We start from the raw sequence: 18,794 nt of genomic DNA on the forward strand, positions 1-18,794 counted from the left end.
GGTGGTGGGGAATGTGGTGGCGGCTCGTCGCTCGGACGGTGGGGCGGGCGCGGGGCGACCCGGGTTCGTCGCGGCGGCCGGTGAGGTGTCTTTCCCGCGCGGGGGGCGGGAAAGGCGCGGTGCGCCGGCCGCCGCGGCGGGGCGTCTCGGTCCCGGCCCGCACCTGGAGAGGGGGCGGCAATACGGAAGGCAGCGGTGTGCGGGGCCGGTCGGCCCGGTCCCGGGCGCTTCCTGCGGGGGCCGTGGCACACGCAGCACCGGTCCGGATGCCGCCGCTGCGCGGGCGCGCTCGCTCACCGGCATACGACCAGGGCGTCGAGCGCCACTGCGCCCTGGCCCCGCTCCAGCACCACGAGCGGGTTGATGTCCAGCTCGGCGATGCCGTCGCCCAGTTCGAGCGCCAGCCGCTGGGTGCGCAGCACCACCTCGACCAGGGCGTCCACATCCGCGGGAGGGGCTCCGCGCACACCCTCCAGAAGGGCGTGCCCGCGCAGCTCGCGCAGCATGGATCTGGCCTGGTCCTCGCCGAACGGGGGGACCCGGACGGACGTGTCCCGCAGGACCTCCACCAGCACCCCGCCGAGCCCGACCGTCACCGTGGGGCCGAAGAGGCTGTCGTGGGTGACGCCCACGACCATCTCCACTCCCCGCTCGATCATCTGGCAGACCAGCACACCGTCCAGGTCGATCCGTTCGTACCGGGCGATGTCGGTGAGCTCCCGATAGGCGTCCCGGACCTGACTGGCCGAGGTCAGCCCGACTTTGACCAGCCCCAGTTCGGTCTTGTGGGCGAGCTGGGGGGCGGAGGCCTTCAGGACGACCGGATAGCCGACGGGCCCGGCGGCCCGGACGGCGGCGGCCGCGCTGGTCACCAACTGCTCGCGCGGCACCCGGATCCCGTAGGCCCGGAGGAGCTGCTTCGCGGCGTACTCGCTGAGTTCCCTGCCGGGCTGCAGCAGGGGCTCGGCCTTGCGGGCCGAGGGGGACAGCGTCCGTGGGGCGTCGTCGAAGGGGGAGCGGTAGTGCGCGGTGAAGCGATGATGTCCGAGGTAGGACCGGACGGCGGTGATGCAGTTGGAGAAGGTGCGGAAGGTGGCGACACGGGAGGAGCCGAGGAGAGTGGTGCGATAGGCGTCCTCGGTGCCGGCCGGCGATCCCCAGACGACGCACACCAGCTTGTCCGTGGCTTCCGCGGCGTCGACGAGATCCTGAGCGAGCTTGTCGCTCAGAGGCGGGAAGGGGCCGGTGATCGGGCAGATGAGCACACCCACGGAGGGGTCCGCGAGGATCGCGTCGATGATTTTCCGGCCGCGCCAGTCGCCCACCGGGTGGCCCCCGTTGTCGACGGGGTTGGCGACGTCGAGGTAGTCCGGTATCCACTGGTGCAGTTCGGCCTGCTTGGCGTCGGACAGCGTCGGCAGCTCAAGGCCCGCGGCGGCGGCCAGGTCCGAGAAGTGGGCACCGGTGCCCCCGGAGATCGAATACACGACCACGCCGTCGGCCTGCGGGGGGCGTGCGCGGGCAAGGAGCGCGGCGGTGTCCTGGAGCTCGTCGAGCCCGTCGACACGGATCACGCCGAACTGCCGCATGGCCGCGTCGACGACCTCGTCGGCTCCGGTCAGTTTGCCGGTGTGGGAGGCCGCCGTCCGGCTTCCGGTCGCGGTCCGGCCGACCTTGACGGCCACGACCGGCACCTTGTTACGGGCGGCCCGGTCGGCGGCCAGCAGGAAGCTGCGGCCGTCCTTCAGCCCTTCCACATAGGCGGCGATGGCGCCGACCTCGGGCTGTGAGGCGAAGTAGGAGATGAAGTCCGCGGTTTCCAGATCGGCCTCATTGCCCGTCGGTGCCCAGTGGGAGAGCCGGATGCCGAGCTCCTGAAGGCTGAAGACCGGCCGGCCCTGATGGCCGGACTGGGTGATGAGGGCGATCGCGGGGCCCGTGAGGTCCTGCCGGAACTCCTCGAAGGCATTGACGTTGGTGTTGGGGCCGAGCAGCCGGAGGCCGGAACGTTGGACGGCCGCGGCGAGCCGGTTCTGCGCGGCGGCCCCGTCGTCGCCGGTCTCCGCGAAGCCGGACGCGAAGGCGACGGCGAACCTGACCTTCGTCGCCGCCAGTTCCTCGATCACGGGAAGGGGGTCGGCCACCAGGACGACAGCGAGGTCCACGGGGCCCGGCAGCTCCGACACGGACGGGTGGCAGGGCAGCCCGTAAACGGTGCGGCGGCTCGGGTTGACCGGGTGGAGGCGGGCGCCGACCCGCTCGGACCAGTCGAGGAGCCGGCGGGTGATCCCCGCATTGGGGCGGCCCGGGCTGTCCGACGCGCCGATCACGGCCATGGACTCGGGCCGGAAGAAGCGGTCGAGATCGGGAACGGGCAGGTGCAGGGGGCGCCCACTGACGTCGGTGCCCTTGCCCGGATCCGCTGTCTCGTGGACCGTGGTCCGGGAGTGTTCACCGCAGGCCGCGACGCGGGCCGGGCGGGAGTGCGTGGTCAGGGTGCCATGAGTCGATCCAAGCATCGTCTCGCCCGCTCCTGCTCGATGGCCGATAGGACGCCGCCAGACAAACTGACGCTCAGTCAGATTACGCAACTGATGCGTAGTCAGGAACAGGGCTGCAGGGAAAAAGTCGACCTTGAGGAGATCCGGTAGCGCTGTCGCGGGCTTCGCGGGCTTCGCGGGCTTCGCGGGCTTCGCGGGCTTCGCGGGCTTCGCGGGCTTCGCAACTCTGCCGGCGTCTCGGACGTTTCGATGACCGTAACGCCACTCGAACGAAGGCACGCCACATGAACGACGCCACGCCCAGCCCATCCGCCACCTGGTCCGCCTCTCCGGCGCCCGGCGCAACCGACGCCTCGCATGCAGACCCGATCACTGCCACGTCCCTCGACCCGATTCCGGGCAGGACCGTCGATTCGCCCGCGGAGTCGACCGTCGGCTCGACCGCGGGTACGGCTGCCGACTCGCCTCCGGGGTCGTCTGTCGGCTCGCCTCCAGGTCCGGCCGTTGACTCACCCCCGGGACCGGCCGCCACATCTGCCGCCGGCCCGGGTGCCACATCGGCCGCCGGCCCGGGTTCCGCAGGACCGGCAGGCCCGACTGGGGTCCCGGTCCGGGAGTTCGTGGTGTCGGACGGGGCGGCCGGGCCGTACGCCGTCACGGTCGGTCCCGACGGTGCGCTCTGGTTCACCCTGGTGCACGCCGGGAAGATCGGACGTCTCGCCCCGCCGCTGGACGGCCCTGCGTCCTCGGTGTCGCCCTCGGCCGCGGAGGAGGAGGGGGCCGATGGCGTCGAGTTCGCGCTGGACCCGCTGTCGTGCGGGCCGACGGTCATCGCCACCGGTCCCGACGGTGCGCTGTGGTTCACCGAGTACCGAGCTCACCGGATCGGCCGCATCACGGCTGACGGTGAGGTCGGCCATGTCTCGCTGCCCACCGCGGAGGCCGGGCCGTTCGGCATCGTCGCCGGGCCGGACGGTGCCCTGTGGTTCACCGAAACCGCCGCGGACCGGATCGGCCGGGTCACCACCGAGGGGGAGGTCAGCGAGTTCCCGCTGCCGGTCGCCGGCGCGTTTCCCTCCGCCATCACGGCAGGTCCGGACGGGGCGCTGTGGTTCACCATGAACCAGGCCAACGCCATCGGCCGCATCACCACCGCAGGCCGGATCACGGTCTTTCCCCTGCCCACGGAAGGGTCCGCTCCGGTGGGGATCACGGCCGGCGGGGACGGGGCCCTGTGGTTCGTCGAGATCGGCGCGGGCCGGATCGGCCGCATCACGACGGACGGTGGGATCACGGAGTTCCCGCTGCCCGACCCCGAAGCCCGCCCCCACGCCATCACGGCCGATGCCAACGGCGGCTGCTGGTTCACCGAGTGGGGCGCGAACCGCATCGGGTGGATCGGAGCCGACGGCGAACTGGCGGAGTGCGACTTGCCCACCCCGTCGTCCGAGCCCCATGGCCTGGTTCAGGGGCCGGACGGCGCGATCTGGGCGGCGCTGGAGACGGGCGCCCTCGCCCGGCTCGACCCTGCTTCCCTGCCCCGCCCGAGCGCACCGCCCACGACGCCGCCCGGGACACGCCGATCATGACGCCGCCCGCGGCGCACCGCCCGCGGCGCACCGCCCGCGGCGCACCGCCCGCGGCGCACCGCCCGCGGCGCACCGCCCTTGACGCACCGCCCCCGACGCACCCGCCGCCACGCGTCGGCCACCACGCGTCGGCCACCACGCACCGCCTGTCGCCCTTGACGCACCGCCCCTGAGGCCGCACCGGCGGGTGCGGAGTGGTGAGTGGAGGGCGCGGAAGAGGGTGATCAGCTTTCCTGGGCGCGTGGGGGCGCGGACCGGGGCGTGCGTCGCTGCCGTCCCTGCCGCCCCTGGCGGACGGCCCGTCGCTCGCTCAGTTCCCGCCGGGCCTCCTCCCGCCGGACGGCGTGCGCGATCCTGCCTGCGTCGATGGACAGTTCGCGGAGCATTCCGCTGATGGGGTTGGTGTAGCCGGTGAAGTAGAGGCCCGGAGCGGCCGGCCGACGGCCGTGGGAATGGGGGTGGCCGCGTTGGTCCAGTACGTCCAGGTGGCCGACCAACTCCTCCAGCCCGCGCCGCCACCCCGTGGCCGCGATGACGACATCGGGGGCCAGGGTGGCGCCGTCCGCGAGGATCACCCGGTCGTGCTCGAAGGAGTGGACGGCCGCGACCGGTTCGACCCGCCCCGAGCGTACTGCTTTGATCAGTCCCACGTTCTGCACCGGGATCGCACCGTCCCGGGCCCGGGTGGCGAGCCCGGTGTCCGGGCGCGGCAACCCGTGCCGGGTGAGATCCGGGCCGCAGAGCCGGGCGACGGCGCGCGCCGCCCCGTCCACCACGGGGCGCGGCCACCGGCGTACGAGGATGCCCGTCCGCTGTGCGGGCCAGCCGAGCGTGGAACGGCGCACGATGTGCGGCGGGGTGCGCACCGCGAGCCGTACGCGGGACGCCCCGCCCTCGGCAAGGTCGACGGCGATCTCTGCCCCGGTGTTGCCGCTGCCGACGACCAGGACGTCCAGACCGCGGTAGGGGGCGGCATTGCGGTAGCGGCTCGCGTGCGCCACCTCTCCGCCGAAGGCGTCCCGGCCGGGCCAGTCGGGGACATACGGGGTGTGGTTGAAGCCGGTGGCGACGACGACGGCATCGGTGGTGAGTTCCCGTCCTCCGGTCGCCCGCAGCAGCCACCCCGGTCCGGCGTCGCCGTCGGGTTCCGGCCCCGAGCTGGAGCCCGGCCCCGAGCTGGAGTCCGGCCCCGAGCTGGAGTCCGGCCCCGAGTCGGAGCCCGGCGCCGAGGTGGGGTCCGGCATCGAAGCGGAATCGGGCGTAGGTGCCGGACCCGACGTCGAAAGGGCGCCAGGCCCTGATGCGGAATCCGACGTCGAAGGGGCGCCCGGTCCCGGAGCGAAGCCCGAGCCCGAGCCCGAGGCCGCATTCGCCGAGGCCCCAGCCCTCGTTCCAGTCCCCGTTCCAGCCTCGGTTCCCGCCCCGGCGCCCGGGGTGGAGTCCGACTCGGGTGCGGAACCAGCCTCCTGAGCAGCGTGAGCCGCGGAGCCCCGCCGTTCGATCCTGGAGACCTCGACGCCGGTGACGATCTCCAGCCGGTGATGCTCGGCGTACTGCTCCAGATAGCGCACCATGTCGTCGCGGCCGAGCCACCGTCCGTACGAGCGCGGGATCGGGAAGCCGGGCAGGGCCGACAGTCGCCGTGTGGTGTGCAGTTCGAGCCGGTCGTAGTGCCCGCGCCAGGCACCGCCCACGTCGTCGGACCTCTCCAGCACCACGGCACGTATCCCCTGTTCGCCCAGTGCCGCAGCGGTGGCCAGGCCGCCCGGCCCGCCACCTATGACGTACACGGGGGAACGGTGCGTAGAGGTCGTGCGGGCCGTGGGCGTCGTGGGGGTGATGTCGGGCATGTTCGTGAGCGTAGCCCCGCATTTGACGCGTGTACGTCAAAGCGATACCGAACGCGTTACGGATTGATCACGGTCCGCAACCTCTTGCGCCGGGCGCCCGGATCAGCTGAACTGACGTATCGTCAGATTTGTGGAGGGGTGGGGCCAGTGCGGACGATCTTCCTCAGCGGAACCGAATGGCTTGCCGTGCTGCGCATCGGCCTCGGCCTGTGGTGGCTGGAGAGCTGGCGCCATAAGGACAAGAAGGGCTGGTTCGAACGCGGAACCGGAATAGCCTGGGCGGGGAGTGTCGCGGCGCAGCACCGCTGGCCTTTCGTGCGACGTGGTTTCGACGTGGTCGTCGCCCCGCGCCCCAAGCTCATGGCGAATGTCGTCGTCCACGCCGAACTGGCCCTCGGGTTGGGGCTGATCCTGGGCTTCCTCACGCCGGTCGCGCTGGTCGGAGGGCTGCTGCTCAATCTGATCTACCTGTTGCTGATGATCCACGACTGGGCCGAGCAGGGGCAGAACTCCATGATGGCGCTGATCTCGCTCGTTGCCTTCACCGGAGTGAGCTGGCAGTCCTGGTCGCTCGACGGGGCGTGGGGGCTGTTCCTGTGACGCGTCGGCCGAACGGCCCGCAGGCCGCCGAGTCGCGAGCTGCCGAGTCGCGAGCCGCCGAGTCCCGACCCGTCGAAGCCCGTTCTCCGGTGGTCGATGCGGCTCGCTTCGATCTTCCCGAGACGGATGCCTTCACCCGCGCCTACTGGGATGCCGCAGCCGAGGGGATGCTGTTGATCCGGCGTTGCGCGGCCTGCGGTGTCGCGCACCACTATCCGCGGGAGTTCTGCCCGCGCTGCTGGAGTGGGGAGGTGTCCTGGGAGCGGGCGAGTGGGCGGGCCGCCCTCTACACCTGGTCCGTGGTGCACCGGAACGACCTGCCGCCGTTCGGTGAGCGGCTCCCGTATGTGGCCGCCGTGGTCGATCTCGCCGAGGGACCGCGCATGATGACGGAGATCGTGGACTGCGATCCGGACCGGCTGGCCGTCGGGCAGGATCTCGAAGTGGCCTTCCGCGACGTGGTCCGGGGGTCCGAATCCCGCCGGCCCGAGTCTCAGGGGGGTGCGGATCAGGAGGTCGAGCGGATCGCCGTACCGGTTTTCCGTCCCGCCTGCTCAGGGTCGTCCGTCGGTTGACGGGTTCGGGCGCGCGGCAGTCCGCTCCCGCAGGACGGCGGCCGTCTGCCGGCACCAGTCGAGGTTCTCCTGTTCGAACCGCCGGCCCCGCAGGCAGGTCAGATAGGGCCCGATCCGGGTGCCCTCCCGCAGGAACGTCTCCTCGTCGAGCGTGCCGCGCAGCTGCCGCAGGGTCTGATCGAAGAGCGCGACTTTCGCCGCCGCCACCGTTGCCCGCTCCGTGAGCTGCTCGATGAGCGGTTCCGTCGCGACGTGGTCGGCGGTCTGGATCTTGACCAGCAGGTCGTCCCGGATGAACGACGGCTTGGACGCGCTCGCCGCGAAGCGCTCCAACTCGGCCAGGCCGGCCGGGGTGACGGTGAAGAGCCGCTTGTTCGGCCGGGACTCCTGGACGATCTGCCGCCCGGCCACCAGCCCCTCCCGCTCGAGCTTCGACAGTTCGAGGTACAGCTGCTGGGGCAATGCGTGCCAGAAGTTGGCCACTCCGAGATCGAAAACCTTCGCCAACTGGTAGCCGCTGTACTCGCCGTCGAGCAGCGCGGCGAGCACCGCATGGCGCAGCGGCATGGCCCCGCCCTCCCGATCCTGTTCGCCTGCGCGACGTCGTCGCCCTGTTCCCCGAGCAGCATAGTCACTAGCATGAATACTCACATTGTTGAGTAGGAGGAGGCGCCATGCCGGCTGCAGGAATCGTCCATGCGACCGCGGAGAACTTCCGCACGGCCGTCGAGAAGCGGGACCTGGCCGCGATCGAGCGCCTCTTCGCACCGGACATCCGGTTCCACAGCCCGGTGAAGTTCACTCCGTTCGAGGGGCGCCCCACCGTCCACGGGCTCTTCGGTGTGCTACTGCGCACCTTCGAGAACTTCCGCTATGTCGGGGAGTTCAGCGGCACGGCCCAGCTCAGCGACAGGGCTCAGCTCGGTGGCACTGACAGGTCCAGCGGTGCGGACAGGTCCAGCGGCACGGACAGGTCCAGCGCTGCGGACCGGTTCCCTGGTGAGGCCGGGGCCGCGAGTGCGGCTGGGCCCGTCGACGGCGGTGCCGAGGCCGACTCGCACGTTCTGATCTTCCGTGCCACGGTGAACGGCAAGGAGATCCACGGAATGGACCTGCTGCAGCTCGACGAGGCGGGCCTGATCGAAGAGTTCACCGTCATGGTCCGCCCGCAGTCGGCGCTGAGTGCGCTCAGCGAAGCGGTGTACGCGGGGCTGGTCGCCGACGGTCTCGTGCCCGGCTCCTGACCGGGGCTGACGTGTGGGGCGGCGCCTCAGGCCCGGCCGAGGATCACCGTCCCCGAGGAGCAGAACCAGCCGCCCGTACCGGAGACCACTGCCAGTTCGGGAAGTCGGCACCGTGGCCGGGCGGCGTCAGGTCCCTCCGTCCCCGGCCTGTTCGTGCCCGGCCCGTCCGTCCCCAGCCCCTCCGTCCCCGGCCCCTCCGTCCCTGGCCCGTCCGAGTCCGGTCTGTCCGTGTTCGGCCTGGCGGTATCGCGCCTGTCGGCGTCGGCCGCCCCCGCCCGGGAGTCGCGTGCGGTCCCGGTCTTCGCCTGCTTCCGTACCTGCCGTTCGCCCGCCTCGCCACGCAGTTGACGTACCGCCTCCACCAGCAGGAACAGCCCGCGCATCCCCGGGTGGCAGGCGGACAGGCCGCCGCCGTCGGTGTTGACGGGCAGGGCGCCGTCCCGCAGCAGCCGACCGTTCTCCACGAACGCGCCGCCGTCCCCCTTCGGGCAGAAGCCCAGGTCCTCCAGGGTCACCAGGGTCATATAGGTGAAGGCGTCGTAGATCTCGGCCAGATCGATGTCGTCCGGCCGGACGCCGGCGCGGGCGAAGGCCAGGCGCCCCGACACCGCGGCGGGCGAGACGGTGAAGTCCTCCCACTCGGACATCGCGGAGTGGGAGAGGGCCTCGCCGGTGCCCAGTACCCACACCGGTGCCTTTGTCGTGTCCGGTACGTACTCCTCGGCCGCCAGCAGCACCGCGCAGCCGCCGTCCGAACGGATGCAGCAGTGCAGCTTGGTGAAGGGGTCGGCGATCATCGGGCCGGAGAGGACGTCGTCGACCGTGATCGGCGTCCGGTGCATGGCCTCGGGGTTGCGGGCGGCGTTGGCCCGGGCCTGGACCGCGACCTCCGCGAGCTGCTCCAGCGTGGTCCCGTACTGATGCATGTGCCGCCGGGCCGCCATGGCGTACTTGGCGACGAGCGTGTGACCGTACGGGGCCTCGAACTGGAGCGGGCCGCGCGCACCGAGCGCCAGGTTCGCGGTGCGCCGCCCGGCCTTGAGGTCGGCGCGGGCGGTGGAGCCGTACACCAGCAGGACGGCGTTGGCGTGACCGGCGGCGATGGCGTCCGCCGCGTGCGCCGCCATCACCTCCCAGGTGGCGCCCCCCACCGCTGTGGAGTCGGTCCAGGTGGGGCGCAGTCCCAGGTACTCCGCCACCTCGACCGGCGGCAGGGTGCCCAGCCCGGCGGAGGCGAAGCCGTCGATGACCGAGCGGTCCAGCCCGGAGTCGGCGAGCGCGCGCCGGGCCGCCTGTGCGTGCAGGGCGTACGGGGTGCCGCCCCCGGGGGACGTCACGTCCACCCGGCCGCAGTCCGAGAGGGCGACACCGACGACGGCGACCTTGCGGGCGGCGGTGGCTGTCAGCGGTGACATGAATCTGACGGTACATCAGATCGCGTGTCGCGCCACCCCGCGGAAGTCGTCGCGGGCGGCCGTTCCGTCTCTGTCCATCTCCACTCCCACCCCCTACGATGTCCGCCTTCTGATATGACGGTTCGTCAGATAGGGGGCCGGAGCCGATGGACGCCGCGTTCACCACGGAGCAGGACGAAATCCGCCGCACGCTGCGCGAACTGCTGCTCAAGCGCTGCGGTCCCGACCAGGTCAAGGCCGCGGTGCGGACACCGTACGGATGGGACGCCGCGCTCTGGCGGCAGCTCGCCGAGCAGCTCGGGCTGCCCGGTCTGGCCCTTCCGGTCGCGTACGGGGGCGTGGGGTGCGGTCCGGCCGAACTGGCCCTCGCCTGCGAGGAGACCGGTCGTGCCCTGCTGCCCTCCCCGCTGCTGTCCAGCGCGGTGCTGGTGGCACCGCTGATCCGGGCACTCGGCACGGAGCAGCAGCGGGCCGCGCTGCTGCCCCAGCTCGCGGCGGGTGTGCTGACGGCGGCGCTCGCCGTGCCCGCGGCGCTGCTGCCGGTCGCCCTCGGGCTCACCGGTGCGCAGGGCCCTACTGGTGCGATGGGTCCCACCGGCGACGGCGCCCCCGACCGCATCAGTGATCGCATCGGTGACCGCATCGAAGACCGGATCGGGGCCCGGCCCCGGATCGGCGTCACCGGTGGCCGGGGAGCCGATGGGTCCGACCGGCACGGCCACCGGGCAGGCGCGGCGGACGGTTCCGCCGATGACGCCGGCGGCTGGGCGGGCGGCGGCCGCGCGGGCGGTGTCCAGGCGCGGCGGGGGCCCGACGGCTGGCAACTGTACGGGCAGGCCGACCAGGTGCTCGACGGGCACAGCGCCGGGCTGTTGCTCGTCGCCGCCCGCACAGGCGGTTACACGCACGGTCGGACGCTGCTGTTCCTCGTCCGGAGCGGTGCGGTCGGGCTGACGCGGACCCGGCTGACCGTCCTCGACGAGACCCGGCCGCAGGCTCGTATCGAACTGCGTGACGTTCCGGCGGAGTTGCTGGGCACCGCCGGTTCATCCGGCGCCTCCGGGCCGTCCCGCGCCTCCCGTCCTTCCGGCGCGCCCGGTTCCGCGGGCAGCCCGGCGCACTCCACCGCCGCAATCCGTCCCGGTGCCTCTAGCGCGGCCGAGGGAGCCGGGGGAGCCGGGGGAATCAGGGGCGCAACAGCGCGCAAAGGAGAAGCAGAAGCAGGAGCAGGAGCAGGAGTAGGAGGCATGGAGCCACCCGACGTGGTGAGCGCCCTCGCCGCCCTCGGCGGCACGGTGGCCGCGGTGCTCGCGGCGGAGGCGGTCGGCGCGGCGGACGCGGTGTTCACCGCAACCGTCGAGTACGTCCGCCGGCGGGAACAGTTCGGCCGGCCCATCGGCTCCTTCCAGGCGGTCCAGCACCGGCTGGCCGACCTCCATGTGCGGATCGAGGCGGCGCGGTCGGCCGCGTACTACGCGGCGTGGGACGCGGACCGGTGCCATCGGGACCCGTCGGCCCCGGCCACCGCCGTCACCGGGCCTCCCGTGGGCGGCCTCGCTCTGGCCCAGGCGCTGGAGGCGCAGCGCACGGTGGCGGGCGAGGCGATCCAGCTCCATGGCGGCATCGGCTTCACCTGGGAACACGACGCGCACCTCTACTTCAAGCGGGCGGCGTCGGACGAGCTGCTCTTCGGCCCCGTCCACCGGCTGCGGGCCCATGCGGCGGAGGGCGCCGGGCTGTTCCTGGGGGACGGAGAACGGTTCGGGGACGGCCGCGGCCGAGGGGCGGTGGGCGTCCGATGAGCGCCGCCGGCCGGCCGGTGCCCGCGTGGGTGCGGCTGATCCGGAAGGTCTCCACGACACGGGCCTTCGCCAGGGTCGCGCCGCATGTCGTTCCCGCGCTGGACCGTGGGGTGCACCGGCTGACGAGGGGCAGGGTGCTGTTGAGCGCCCGGCTCCTGCCGGGGCTGATCCTCACCTCGACGGGGGCGAGGAGCGGGCAGCCGCGGCGGACGCCGCTGGCCTGCATGCCGGAGAGCGGCGGAACGTTCATCCTGGTCGGCAGCAACTTCGGCCGCCCGGGGCACCCGTCCTGGTCCGCCAACCTGCTGGCGCATCCGGATGCGGAGATCACCTGGCAGGGGCGCGACATCGCGGTGCGGGCGCGGCTGCTGGAGGATGTGGAACGGGAGTCGGCATGGTCCGCGGTGGTCGGCTTCTGGCCGCCGTACGCGCAGTATCAGGCCAGGGTGGAACGGCGGATCCGCCTGTTCCGACTGGAACCCCGGGGCTGACGGGCGGCCGCCGCGCGTGCACCGCCGCCGGACGGTTCTGCGCCGTCGCGCCCGCGGAGGAGTGCCGCCGATGCGACGGCCCGGCCCCGCGGCGATGCCCGGCCCGGGTGAGGGGGCAGCCCTGGAACGGCCGTGCGGCCGGCACGGCCGCCTCCTGGACACCACCACCGACCCCTGGCGCCGGGGCACACCGTCCGCAGTCCGGAACGGCACCGCGGCGGGCGCTCGGACGGGGCCCGAGCGTTCGCCACGGTCCATGACAGGACGCGCCCGGACAGGGGCGGCGTGGCAGGACAGCGGGGCAGGGCGGCGGGGCAGGGCGGCGCAGCAGGGCGTGCGCCGCGGAGGTCGCACCGACCCCGGGCCGTGGCACCGCTGCCCGGGCCGATCCGCCGTGCGCGCCGTGCGCCACCGCAATGGCCTGGAGCGCCCGCCGCTACTTCGGCGGCTTCTTGCCCGTGACGCCGAGGTGGACCAGCAGAGCCAGGTTCGGCTTCAGCTCCGCCTGCTTGACGCCCCAGCTCTGGAAGCCCTTCTGGTGCGCGGCGACCGCGGCGAGCATGGCGACCAGGGAGCCGGAGACGGCCGCCGGGCTGACGTCCTTGTCGACCTTTCCCTTGGACTGGAGTTCCTTGACGGAATCCGTGAGGGAATTGGTGACGGCGTTGAGGATCTTCATCCGGATCTTGTAGAACCGTTTGTCCCCCTCCGCCGCTCCGAGGTCGATGACGCGCAGGATGGCGTCGTTCTTCCGCCAGAAGGAGAGGAAGCCGTCGACCAGTTCCTCGGCGGTCTGCCAGCCGGATTTCCCGACCCAGGAGCGGCCCGCCACCAGGCCGGTCAGGCTCTGCCCCTCCTTGGCCATCTCCTCGGCGAGCTCCAGGACGGCGCCCTCGACGTCCGGGAAGTACTGGTAAAAGGTCGCGGGGGAAGTTCCCGCCTTACGGGCGACGTCGATGACCTTGACATCGCGGTACGGCGAGGAGCTGAGCATCTCACTCAGGCAGTCGAGCAGCTTCTGCCGCGTCGCCTGCCCGCGGCGCCCGGCGACCCGGCCGTCAACGGTGCGAACTTGTCCTGTCATGCCGTCAGCTTACCGAGGGGTGATCGGATCGCGATTCGGCCGCATGCAAATGGGGAGTGGGCACGCCTTTGTGGAGAAGAACCAGCTCAGGGAGGTTGGGGGCAGGGGCCCGGCAGTGCGAATACCAGCCACTTCCGAGGCGGCGGAGACCTCTGTGGCGCCCGGTGACCTCCGGTGTACCGAGCGTCAAATCGCTCCGGAGTGGAAAAGCGTGGCCGGGGCCGGAAGGATGAATTCTCTTATCAACAGGCTGTGGACAAGTTTCGTGGACAATGGCGCCGCGCACGGGTGGAAAACGCTGGATAGCGTAGTGAACGAGACATCGTCCGACAGGGAGCCACCGCCCCCGCCCGTTCCCGGAGCTCGCCGCGGGCCCGCGACCGGCCGGCCCCCGGCCCGCCCGCAAGCCCGCCCGGCTCCCATCCCCCGCCGGCCCGTACCCACGGTGCCTGCCCGGGCGTAACCCCTGATCTGCCGTTAGCGTGTCGATGACGGTATCCATCGTGCATCCGTGCATCCGTGCATCTGTGCACCCCGCACGCAGGACGTGCACACCCTGTGCAGGAGACGCACCTCCGGGCAGGGCGCACGCCCTGCCCGGACGTGCACACCCACCCAGGAGAGGGCCGGGCGCCATGGCCGCATTCGCTGAGGGAGTGCCCTGCTGGACCGACGCGATGCTCGCGGACGTCGAGGCGGGCAAGCGCTTCTACGGCGAGCTCTTCGGCTGGAGCTTCCAGCCGGGCGACACGGCCTACGGCCCCTACGAGCAGGCGTCGCACGACGGGAAGACCGTCGCCGCGCTCACCCGCAAGCCGGACGGGCGCCTCCCCACGGTGTGGAACATCTACTTCGCCACCGGGGACGCCCCGGCCGCCCTCGCGAGGATCCGTGCGGCCGGCGGCCAGGTCATCATGGACCCCCGGCCGATCGACGGGTTCGGGACGATGGCGATGGTCGTCGACCCGGGCGGCGCGGTCTTCGGGCTGTGGCAGGGCGGCAGTCATCCGGGATTCGCGCAGCAGGGGCGCCCCGGTTCGTACGCCTGGACGGAGCTCTACACCCGCGACAAGGCGAAGGTCGACCCCTTCTACGAGGCCGTCTTCGGGTACGGGCAGCAGGACCTGGACACCGAGGACGGCACGGACTTCGCGATGTGGGCGCCGGCGGGCAGGCCCGTGGACCTGGCGAACGCCGTGGCGGGCCGCGGCGTGATCGACGGCAGCTTCCCGGCGGAGCTCCCCGCGCACTTCCTCGTCTACTTCGCTGTCCAGGACTGCGACAGCGCCGCCGGGACGGCCGTACGGCTCGGTGGACGCGTCATCCTCGAACCGGAGGACACCCCGTACGGACGGTTCTCGGTCCTGGTCGACAATCAGGGGGCGAGCTTCGCCGTCATCGATCTCGCCGCCGCGGAGCGATGAACGCGCCACCTCTTCCGGGTGACCATCGGTAACCTCCGTTGGCCTGCCGCTATGCACACAAATGTCTGGGGAGACACCCCGATTTGGCCCCCGGTTCGCAACGAATGCCTTCGCCAGGAAGAATCGGTCTGCGTATCCCGGGACGGTTCACGGTGAGACGCTGCACGGGGCTGAAATCCGTCAGACCCCGACGGGGAGGTGGCAGGCAAGTGGTGGAGCAGCTGACGCAGCACGACCCGAGGCGGATCGGGCCCTTCGAGGTGCTCGGCCGACTCGGTGCCGGCGGCATGGGGCTGGTCTATCTCGCCCGCTCGGCATCGGGCCGGCGGGTCGCGATCAAGACGGTGCGGACCGAACTGGCCGAGGACCAGCTGTTCCGGGTCCGCTTCACCCGCGAGGTGGAGGCGGCCCGTGCGGTGAGCGGCTTCTACACCGCCGCGGTGGTCGACGCCGATCCGCGGGCCGCCGTGCCCTGGCTCGCGACCGCCTACGTCCCCGCTCCCTCCCTCGAGGAAATAGTCAACGAGTGCGGGCCGTTGCCGACGCAGGCGGTGCGCTGGCTGGCGGCGGGCGTCGCCGAGGCGCTGCAGTCCATTCACGGGGCGGGGCTCGTCCACCGCGACCTCAAGCCGTCCAATGTGCTGGTCGTCGAGGACGGCCCCCGGGTCATCGACTTCGGCATCGCCAGCGGGGTGTCGAACACCCGGCTCACGATGACCAATGTGGCCGTCGGTACGCCCGCGTACATGTCGCCGGAGCAGGCGCGGGACTCGCGCAGCGTGACCGGCGCGAGCGACATCTTCTCCCTGGGCTCGACGCTGGCGTTCGCGGCGACGGGACATGCGCCGTTCCACGGCGCGAACCCCGTGGAGACCGTCTTCATGCTGCTGCGCGAAGGGCCCGACCTGGAAGGGCTGCCCGACGACCTGCGGCCGCTCATCGACTCCTGTATGCAGATGGCCGCCGAGCACCGGCCCAGCCCCGCCGACCTCCAGTCGCAGCTCGCGCCGCATCTCTTCGCCGCCGGCGGGGACGACAGCGGTACGGCGTCGGCCTGGCTGCCCGCCAGCGCGGTCACGATGATCGAGGACCGGCGCGGCGGCCGGACGTCCGCGGTCGCCGGCCGGGGTGCCGGCGCCGGCCGGGGCGCGGCTGCCGGAGGCCGCAAGGCGGGCAGCGGCGGCCGTGGGGCCGCCGGCGCGGTGCCGCCGCCCCCGAACCACGCCCCCGGAGCGGCCCGGCAGGACGCCGGCGGTGCCGCGCCGCTGGGCACCTCCGCGCCGATCGGCCCCGGCCCCTCCGCCAGCCGTCCGGCCGCCGACCCGCGCAGCGGCATGGTCCCGGCCGGTGACCGGGCGGCGGGCTGGGACGGCGCGTCGTCCGCCGTCGTCGCCGATGCCGCACCGCAGCAGCAGGCCGGACCGCAGCCGCAGGGCCGTTCCCTGCGGCTGCCCGGCACCCAGGTGCCGATAGGGCCCGGCCCGCGCGCCGGGGAGGTGCGCGACCCGCAGGCGGGGGCGGCCTCCGGGTCGGCCACCGGCTGGGTACGGCCGCCGACCGGCGCCTTCACCGGGCAGTCCGCCGCTGCCGCCCCCGAGGGCTCGGCCGTGGCCGCCCCGGGGCCGCTGCCCGTCCCCGCGCCGTCGCCCGCGCCGGACGGCCCGATGCCGCCCACCACGGCTCCGCACGCCGAACCCGCCGAGCCGCCGGGCGCGCCCGCCCGTTGGCGGCCGTGGCGGTTCCGGATGTCCAACGACGTGTGGGGCACCCCCGCCGTCGCCGCCGACCGGCTGTACGTCACCTCCTTCGAGGTGCACGCCCTCGATGTGGCCACCGGGCGGCGGCAGTTCAAGACCCGGGACGTGGCGTGGGCCATGGCGGTGGCGGACGGGCGCATCCACGCCTCCGACGGCCCCACCCTCTACGCGCTGGACGCCACGGACGGTTCGGAGCGCTGGCGGCTGGCCGCCGACGGCTGGGTGTACTCGCTCAAGGTCGACCACGGCACGGTCGTCACCGGCACCCGCGGCGGCGGCGTGCAGGCGTGGGAGGCGGCCAACGGCGAGAAGCTGTGGGAAATCTCCGGCGCCCAGGCCGACTTCGAGACCCCCGAGTCCGGACCGGCGGTCCAGGACGGCGTGGTCTATGTGTGGTCCGACGGACGGCTGCGCGCCCTCGAGGCACGCACCGGGATGGAGCGCTGGTCCTACCCGGTCGGCGACGCCGCCGCCTGCGGTGGTGTCCCGGTGCGGCTGCTGCCCGCCCCGGACGGCGCCGTCTACGTCTGTGCGGGGACCCGGGTCCTCGCGCTCGACGTGGCGCGCGGCGAGGTGCGGTGGCGCTTCGAGGCGCCCGCGACGTTCCTGAGCGCCCCGGCGTTCGCGCCCGGCCCGGCGGTGACGGGCGGCGGTGTCTACGTCGCCGACTACCTCGGCACGGTCTACGCGCTGGACGCGGCCGACGGCCGGGAACGCTGGCGCATCGCGACCGAGGCCCGTCAGTCGACCGAACCGGTGCTGGTCGCGGCGGGCTCGGTGCACGTCGGCAGCGGCAGCGCGCTGTACACGCTGGACGCGGTGACGGGCACCCCGAAGTGGCGTTTCGCCGCCCAGGGAGAGGTGATCGGCGCTCCCGTCGTCGCGGACGGCCGGGTCCACTTCGGCTCGGCGGACCACTGCCTCTACACCCTGGACGCCGGCGGCGGCCAGCTGCGCTGGAAGCTGGCTACCGGCGGCGAGATCACCGGATCCCCGCTGGTGGCGGGCGGTGTGGTGTACGCGTGCAGCAAGGACCGCTGTGTCTACGCCCTGGACGCCCTGAAGGGCACCGGCATGGCGAGGCCGTCGGCACCGGCCGGGCCCCGCTGAGGGCCCCGGGCCGGCCCTGTCGGACCGGCCCGGGACGACCCGTGCGAAGCGCCTGGGGGGACCTTGCCCGCTGAGTGCGCGCCCCGGGCGGGCTCATCGCGCAAGGACGCCTAACCCGGCGGGGCGACGCGGGCGTAGGTGAGGCTGTTGCTGGTCCCGCCCGTGGTCGTGACGGTGACGGCGGCGCTGCCGGTGCCCGGCGGCGCCACCGCGGTGACCTGGGTCGGGGACAGCACGGTGAACGCCGTGGTGGTCGCGTCGAACTGGACCGCGGTGGTCGTGGTCAGCCCGGACCCGGTGAGGGTGACGGTGTTGCCGCCGGCCTCCGGCCCGGTCGCCGGGGTCAGCGCGGTGAGCAACGGCCCGGCGAGGTAGCCGTAGTCGACTCCGGCGCTGGTGCCGCCGGGGCCGGTGACGCTCACGGCGACGTTGCCGGTGCCGGGCGGGGGCACCGCGGTGAGCAGATTGTCCGTCACCACCGTGAACGCCGCGGCGGCCGCGCCGAATTGCACGGAGTCGGCCAGGGTCAGATTCGATCCGGTGACCGAGACCGTGTTGCCGCCCGCGGTGGGACCGGTGTTCGGGAGGACCGCGGTGACGGCGGGAGCCGCCACGTAGAAGTAGTACGCCCCCGGTCCGTTGGTGCCCCCGGGAGTGGTCACCTCGACGGTCACCGGCCCGGCCGCGCCGGGCGGCGCGACGGCGTTGATCTGCGTACCGGAGACCACCGTGAAACTCGCCGCCGGGACGTTCCCGAACTTCACCCCCGTCGCCCCGGCCAGCCCGGACCCGGTGAGGACGACGGTGTTCCCGCCCGGCGTCGGCCCCTGCAGCGGGCTCACCGAGCCGATCACCGGGGCGGTGACGTAGGTGTAGCCCAGCCCGTTGCTGGTGCCGTCGGGGGTGACGACGGTGACCTGGACGGTTCCGGTGCCCGGCGGTGCCGTCGCGTTGATCTGGGTGGGGGAGAGCACGGTGAACGCGGCATTGGTGGAACCGAACTTGACCTGGGTGGTCCCGGTCAGGTTCGTGCCCGTCAGCGTGACGGTGGTGCCGCCCGCGGCCGGCCCCGAGGTCGGGTTCAGGGAGGCCAGTGTGGGGGCGGGCGTGTAGGTGTAGCTGAGGCCGTTGCTGGTGCCGCTGGGGGTGGTGGCGGTGACCTGGACGGTTCCGGTTCCGGGGGGTGCGGTGGCGGTGATCTGGGTGTTGGAGACGACGGTGAAGGTGGCGTTGGTCGTGCCGAACTTGACCTGGGTGGTCCCGGTGAGGTTCGTGCCGGTGAGGGTGACGGTGGTGCCGCCGGCGGCCGTTCCGGAGGTGGGGTTCAGGGAGATCAGCGTGGGGGCCGGGAT

The 18,794-nt window shown here is 72.9% G+C and carries 14 protein-coding genes; 8 read left to right on the forward strand and 6 right to left on the reverse strand.

From position 1 onward, the window contains the following. Nucleotides 1-293: 293 nt before the first annotated feature. On the reverse strand, nucleotides 294-2,519 hold the full coding sequence (locus tag AC3EQ1_RS09160) for an acetate--CoA ligase family protein (RefSeq protein ID WP_432093795.1): 2,226 nt from the start codon (nucleotides 2,517-2,519) through the stop codon (nucleotides 294-296). A gap of 605 nt (nucleotides 2,520-3,124) precedes the next feature. Here AC3EQ1_RS09160 and AC3EQ1_RS09165 point away from each other — a divergent pair. After that, complete coding sequence (locus AC3EQ1_RS09165) at nucleotides 3,125-4,090, forward strand: Vgb family protein (protein ID WP_432093796.1); 966 nt, start codon at nucleotides 3,125-3,127, stop codon at nucleotides 4,088-4,090. A gap of 224 nt (nucleotides 4,091-4,314) precedes the next feature. Here AC3EQ1_RS09165 and AC3EQ1_RS09170 read toward each other — a convergent pair whose 3' ends face one another. Continuing rightward, nucleotides 4,315-5,940, reverse strand: coding sequence for a flavin-containing monooxygenase (locus AC3EQ1_RS09170; protein WP_432093797.1), 1,626 nt, complete (start codon nucleotides 5,938-5,940; stop codon nucleotides 4,315-4,317). Between the two features lie 147 nt (nucleotides 5,941-6,087). On the opposite strand from AC3EQ1_RS09170, the gene AC3EQ1_RS09175 reads away from it, so the two are divergent. Both AC3EQ1_RS09175 and AC3EQ1_RS09180 read left to right on the forward strand, forming a co-directional pair. Continuing rightward, nucleotides 6,088-6,540 carry a DoxX family protein gene (locus AC3EQ1_RS09175; protein WP_432093818.1) on the forward strand — a complete coding sequence of 151 codons (453 nt, stop codon included), beginning with the start codon at nucleotides 6,088-6,090 and terminating at the stop codon, nucleotides 6,538-6,540. A gap of 89 nt (nucleotides 6,541-6,629) precedes the next feature. Next, nucleotides 6,630-7,115 carry a Zn-ribbon domain-containing OB-fold protein gene (locus tag AC3EQ1_RS09180; protein WP_432093798.1) on the forward strand — a complete coding sequence of 162 codons (486 nt, stop codon included), beginning with the start codon at nucleotides 6,630-6,632 and terminating at the stop codon, nucleotides 7,113-7,115. Here AC3EQ1_RS09180 and AC3EQ1_RS09185 read toward each other — a convergent pair. After that, nucleotides 7,095-7,682, reverse strand: a complete 588-nt coding sequence (locus AC3EQ1_RS09185) for a PadR family transcriptional regulator (protein WP_432093799.1) — start codon at nucleotides 7,680-7,682, stop codon at nucleotides 7,095-7,097. The genes AC3EQ1_RS09180 and AC3EQ1_RS09185 overlap by 21 nt on opposite strands. Before the next feature lie 107 nt (nucleotides 7,683-7,789). Here AC3EQ1_RS09185 and AC3EQ1_RS09190 point away from each other — a divergent pair, with 107 nt between their 5' ends. Further along, complete coding sequence (locus AC3EQ1_RS09190; protein WP_432093800.1) at nucleotides 7,790-8,359, forward strand: nuclear transport factor 2 family protein; 570 nt, start codon at nucleotides 7,790-7,792, stop codon at nucleotides 8,357-8,359. A gap of 26 nt (nucleotides 8,360-8,385) precedes the next feature. On the opposite strand, the gene AC3EQ1_RS09195 is transcribed toward AC3EQ1_RS09190, so the two are convergent. Next, nucleotides 8,386-9,774: a thiolase C-terminal domain-containing protein gene (locus AC3EQ1_RS09195; RefSeq protein WP_432093801.1), complete on the reverse strand. Its 1,389-nt coding sequence runs from the start codon at nucleotides 9,772-9,774 to the stop codon at nucleotides 8,386-8,388. Between the two features lie 146 nt (nucleotides 9,775-9,920). Between AC3EQ1_RS09195 and AC3EQ1_RS09200 the strand changes: the two genes are divergently transcribed. Then, nucleotides 9,921-11,576 carry an acyl-CoA dehydrogenase family protein gene (locus AC3EQ1_RS09200; protein WP_432093802.1) on the forward strand — a complete coding sequence of 552 codons (1,656 nt, stop codon included), beginning with the start codon at nucleotides 9,921-9,923 and terminating at the stop codon, nucleotides 11,574-11,576. Further along, on the forward strand, nucleotides 11,573-12,067 hold the full coding sequence (locus AC3EQ1_RS09205; RefSeq protein WP_432093803.1) for a nitroreductase family deazaflavin-dependent oxidoreductase: 495 nt from the start codon (nucleotides 11,573-11,575) through the stop codon (nucleotides 12,065-12,067). Before AC3EQ1_RS09200 ends, AC3EQ1_RS09205 begins: the two co-directional genes overlap by 4 nt. Nucleotides 12,068-12,503: 436 nt before the next feature. On the opposite strand, the gene AC3EQ1_RS09210 is transcribed toward AC3EQ1_RS09205, so the two are convergent. Then, on the reverse strand, nucleotides 12,504-13,151 hold the full coding sequence (locus AC3EQ1_RS09210) for a TetR/AcrR family transcriptional regulator (RefSeq protein WP_351514396.1): 648 nt from the start codon (nucleotides 13,149-13,151) through the stop codon (nucleotides 12,504-12,506). Nucleotides 13,152-13,786: 635 nt separating this feature from the next. Here AC3EQ1_RS09210 and kbpA point away from each other — a divergent pair. Together kbpA and afsK are read left to right on the forward strand one after the other, a co-directional pair. Beyond that, nucleotides 13,787-14,575 (forward strand): AfsK-binding protein KbpA, encoded by a 789-nt coding sequence (gene kbpA, locus AC3EQ1_RS09215; protein WP_432093804.1) that lies wholly within the window; start codon nucleotides 13,787-13,789, stop codon nucleotides 14,573-14,575. A gap of 209 nt (nucleotides 14,576-14,784) precedes the next feature. After that, entirely contained in the window at nucleotides 14,785-17,442 is a 2,658-nt protein-coding gene (gene afsK / locus AC3EQ1_RS09220) for a protein serine/threonine kinase AfsK (RefSeq protein ID WP_432093805.1), read from the forward strand. A gap of 110 nt (nucleotides 17,443-17,552) precedes the next feature. Here afsK and AC3EQ1_RS09225 read toward each other — a convergent pair. Beyond that, on the reverse strand, nucleotides 17,553-18,794 hold a 1,242-nt coding region (locus AC3EQ1_RS09225; RefSeq protein WP_432093806.1), incomplete at its 5' end, for an IPT/TIG domain-containing protein.

The organism is Streptomyces sp. bgisy100, from assembly GCF_057709105.1.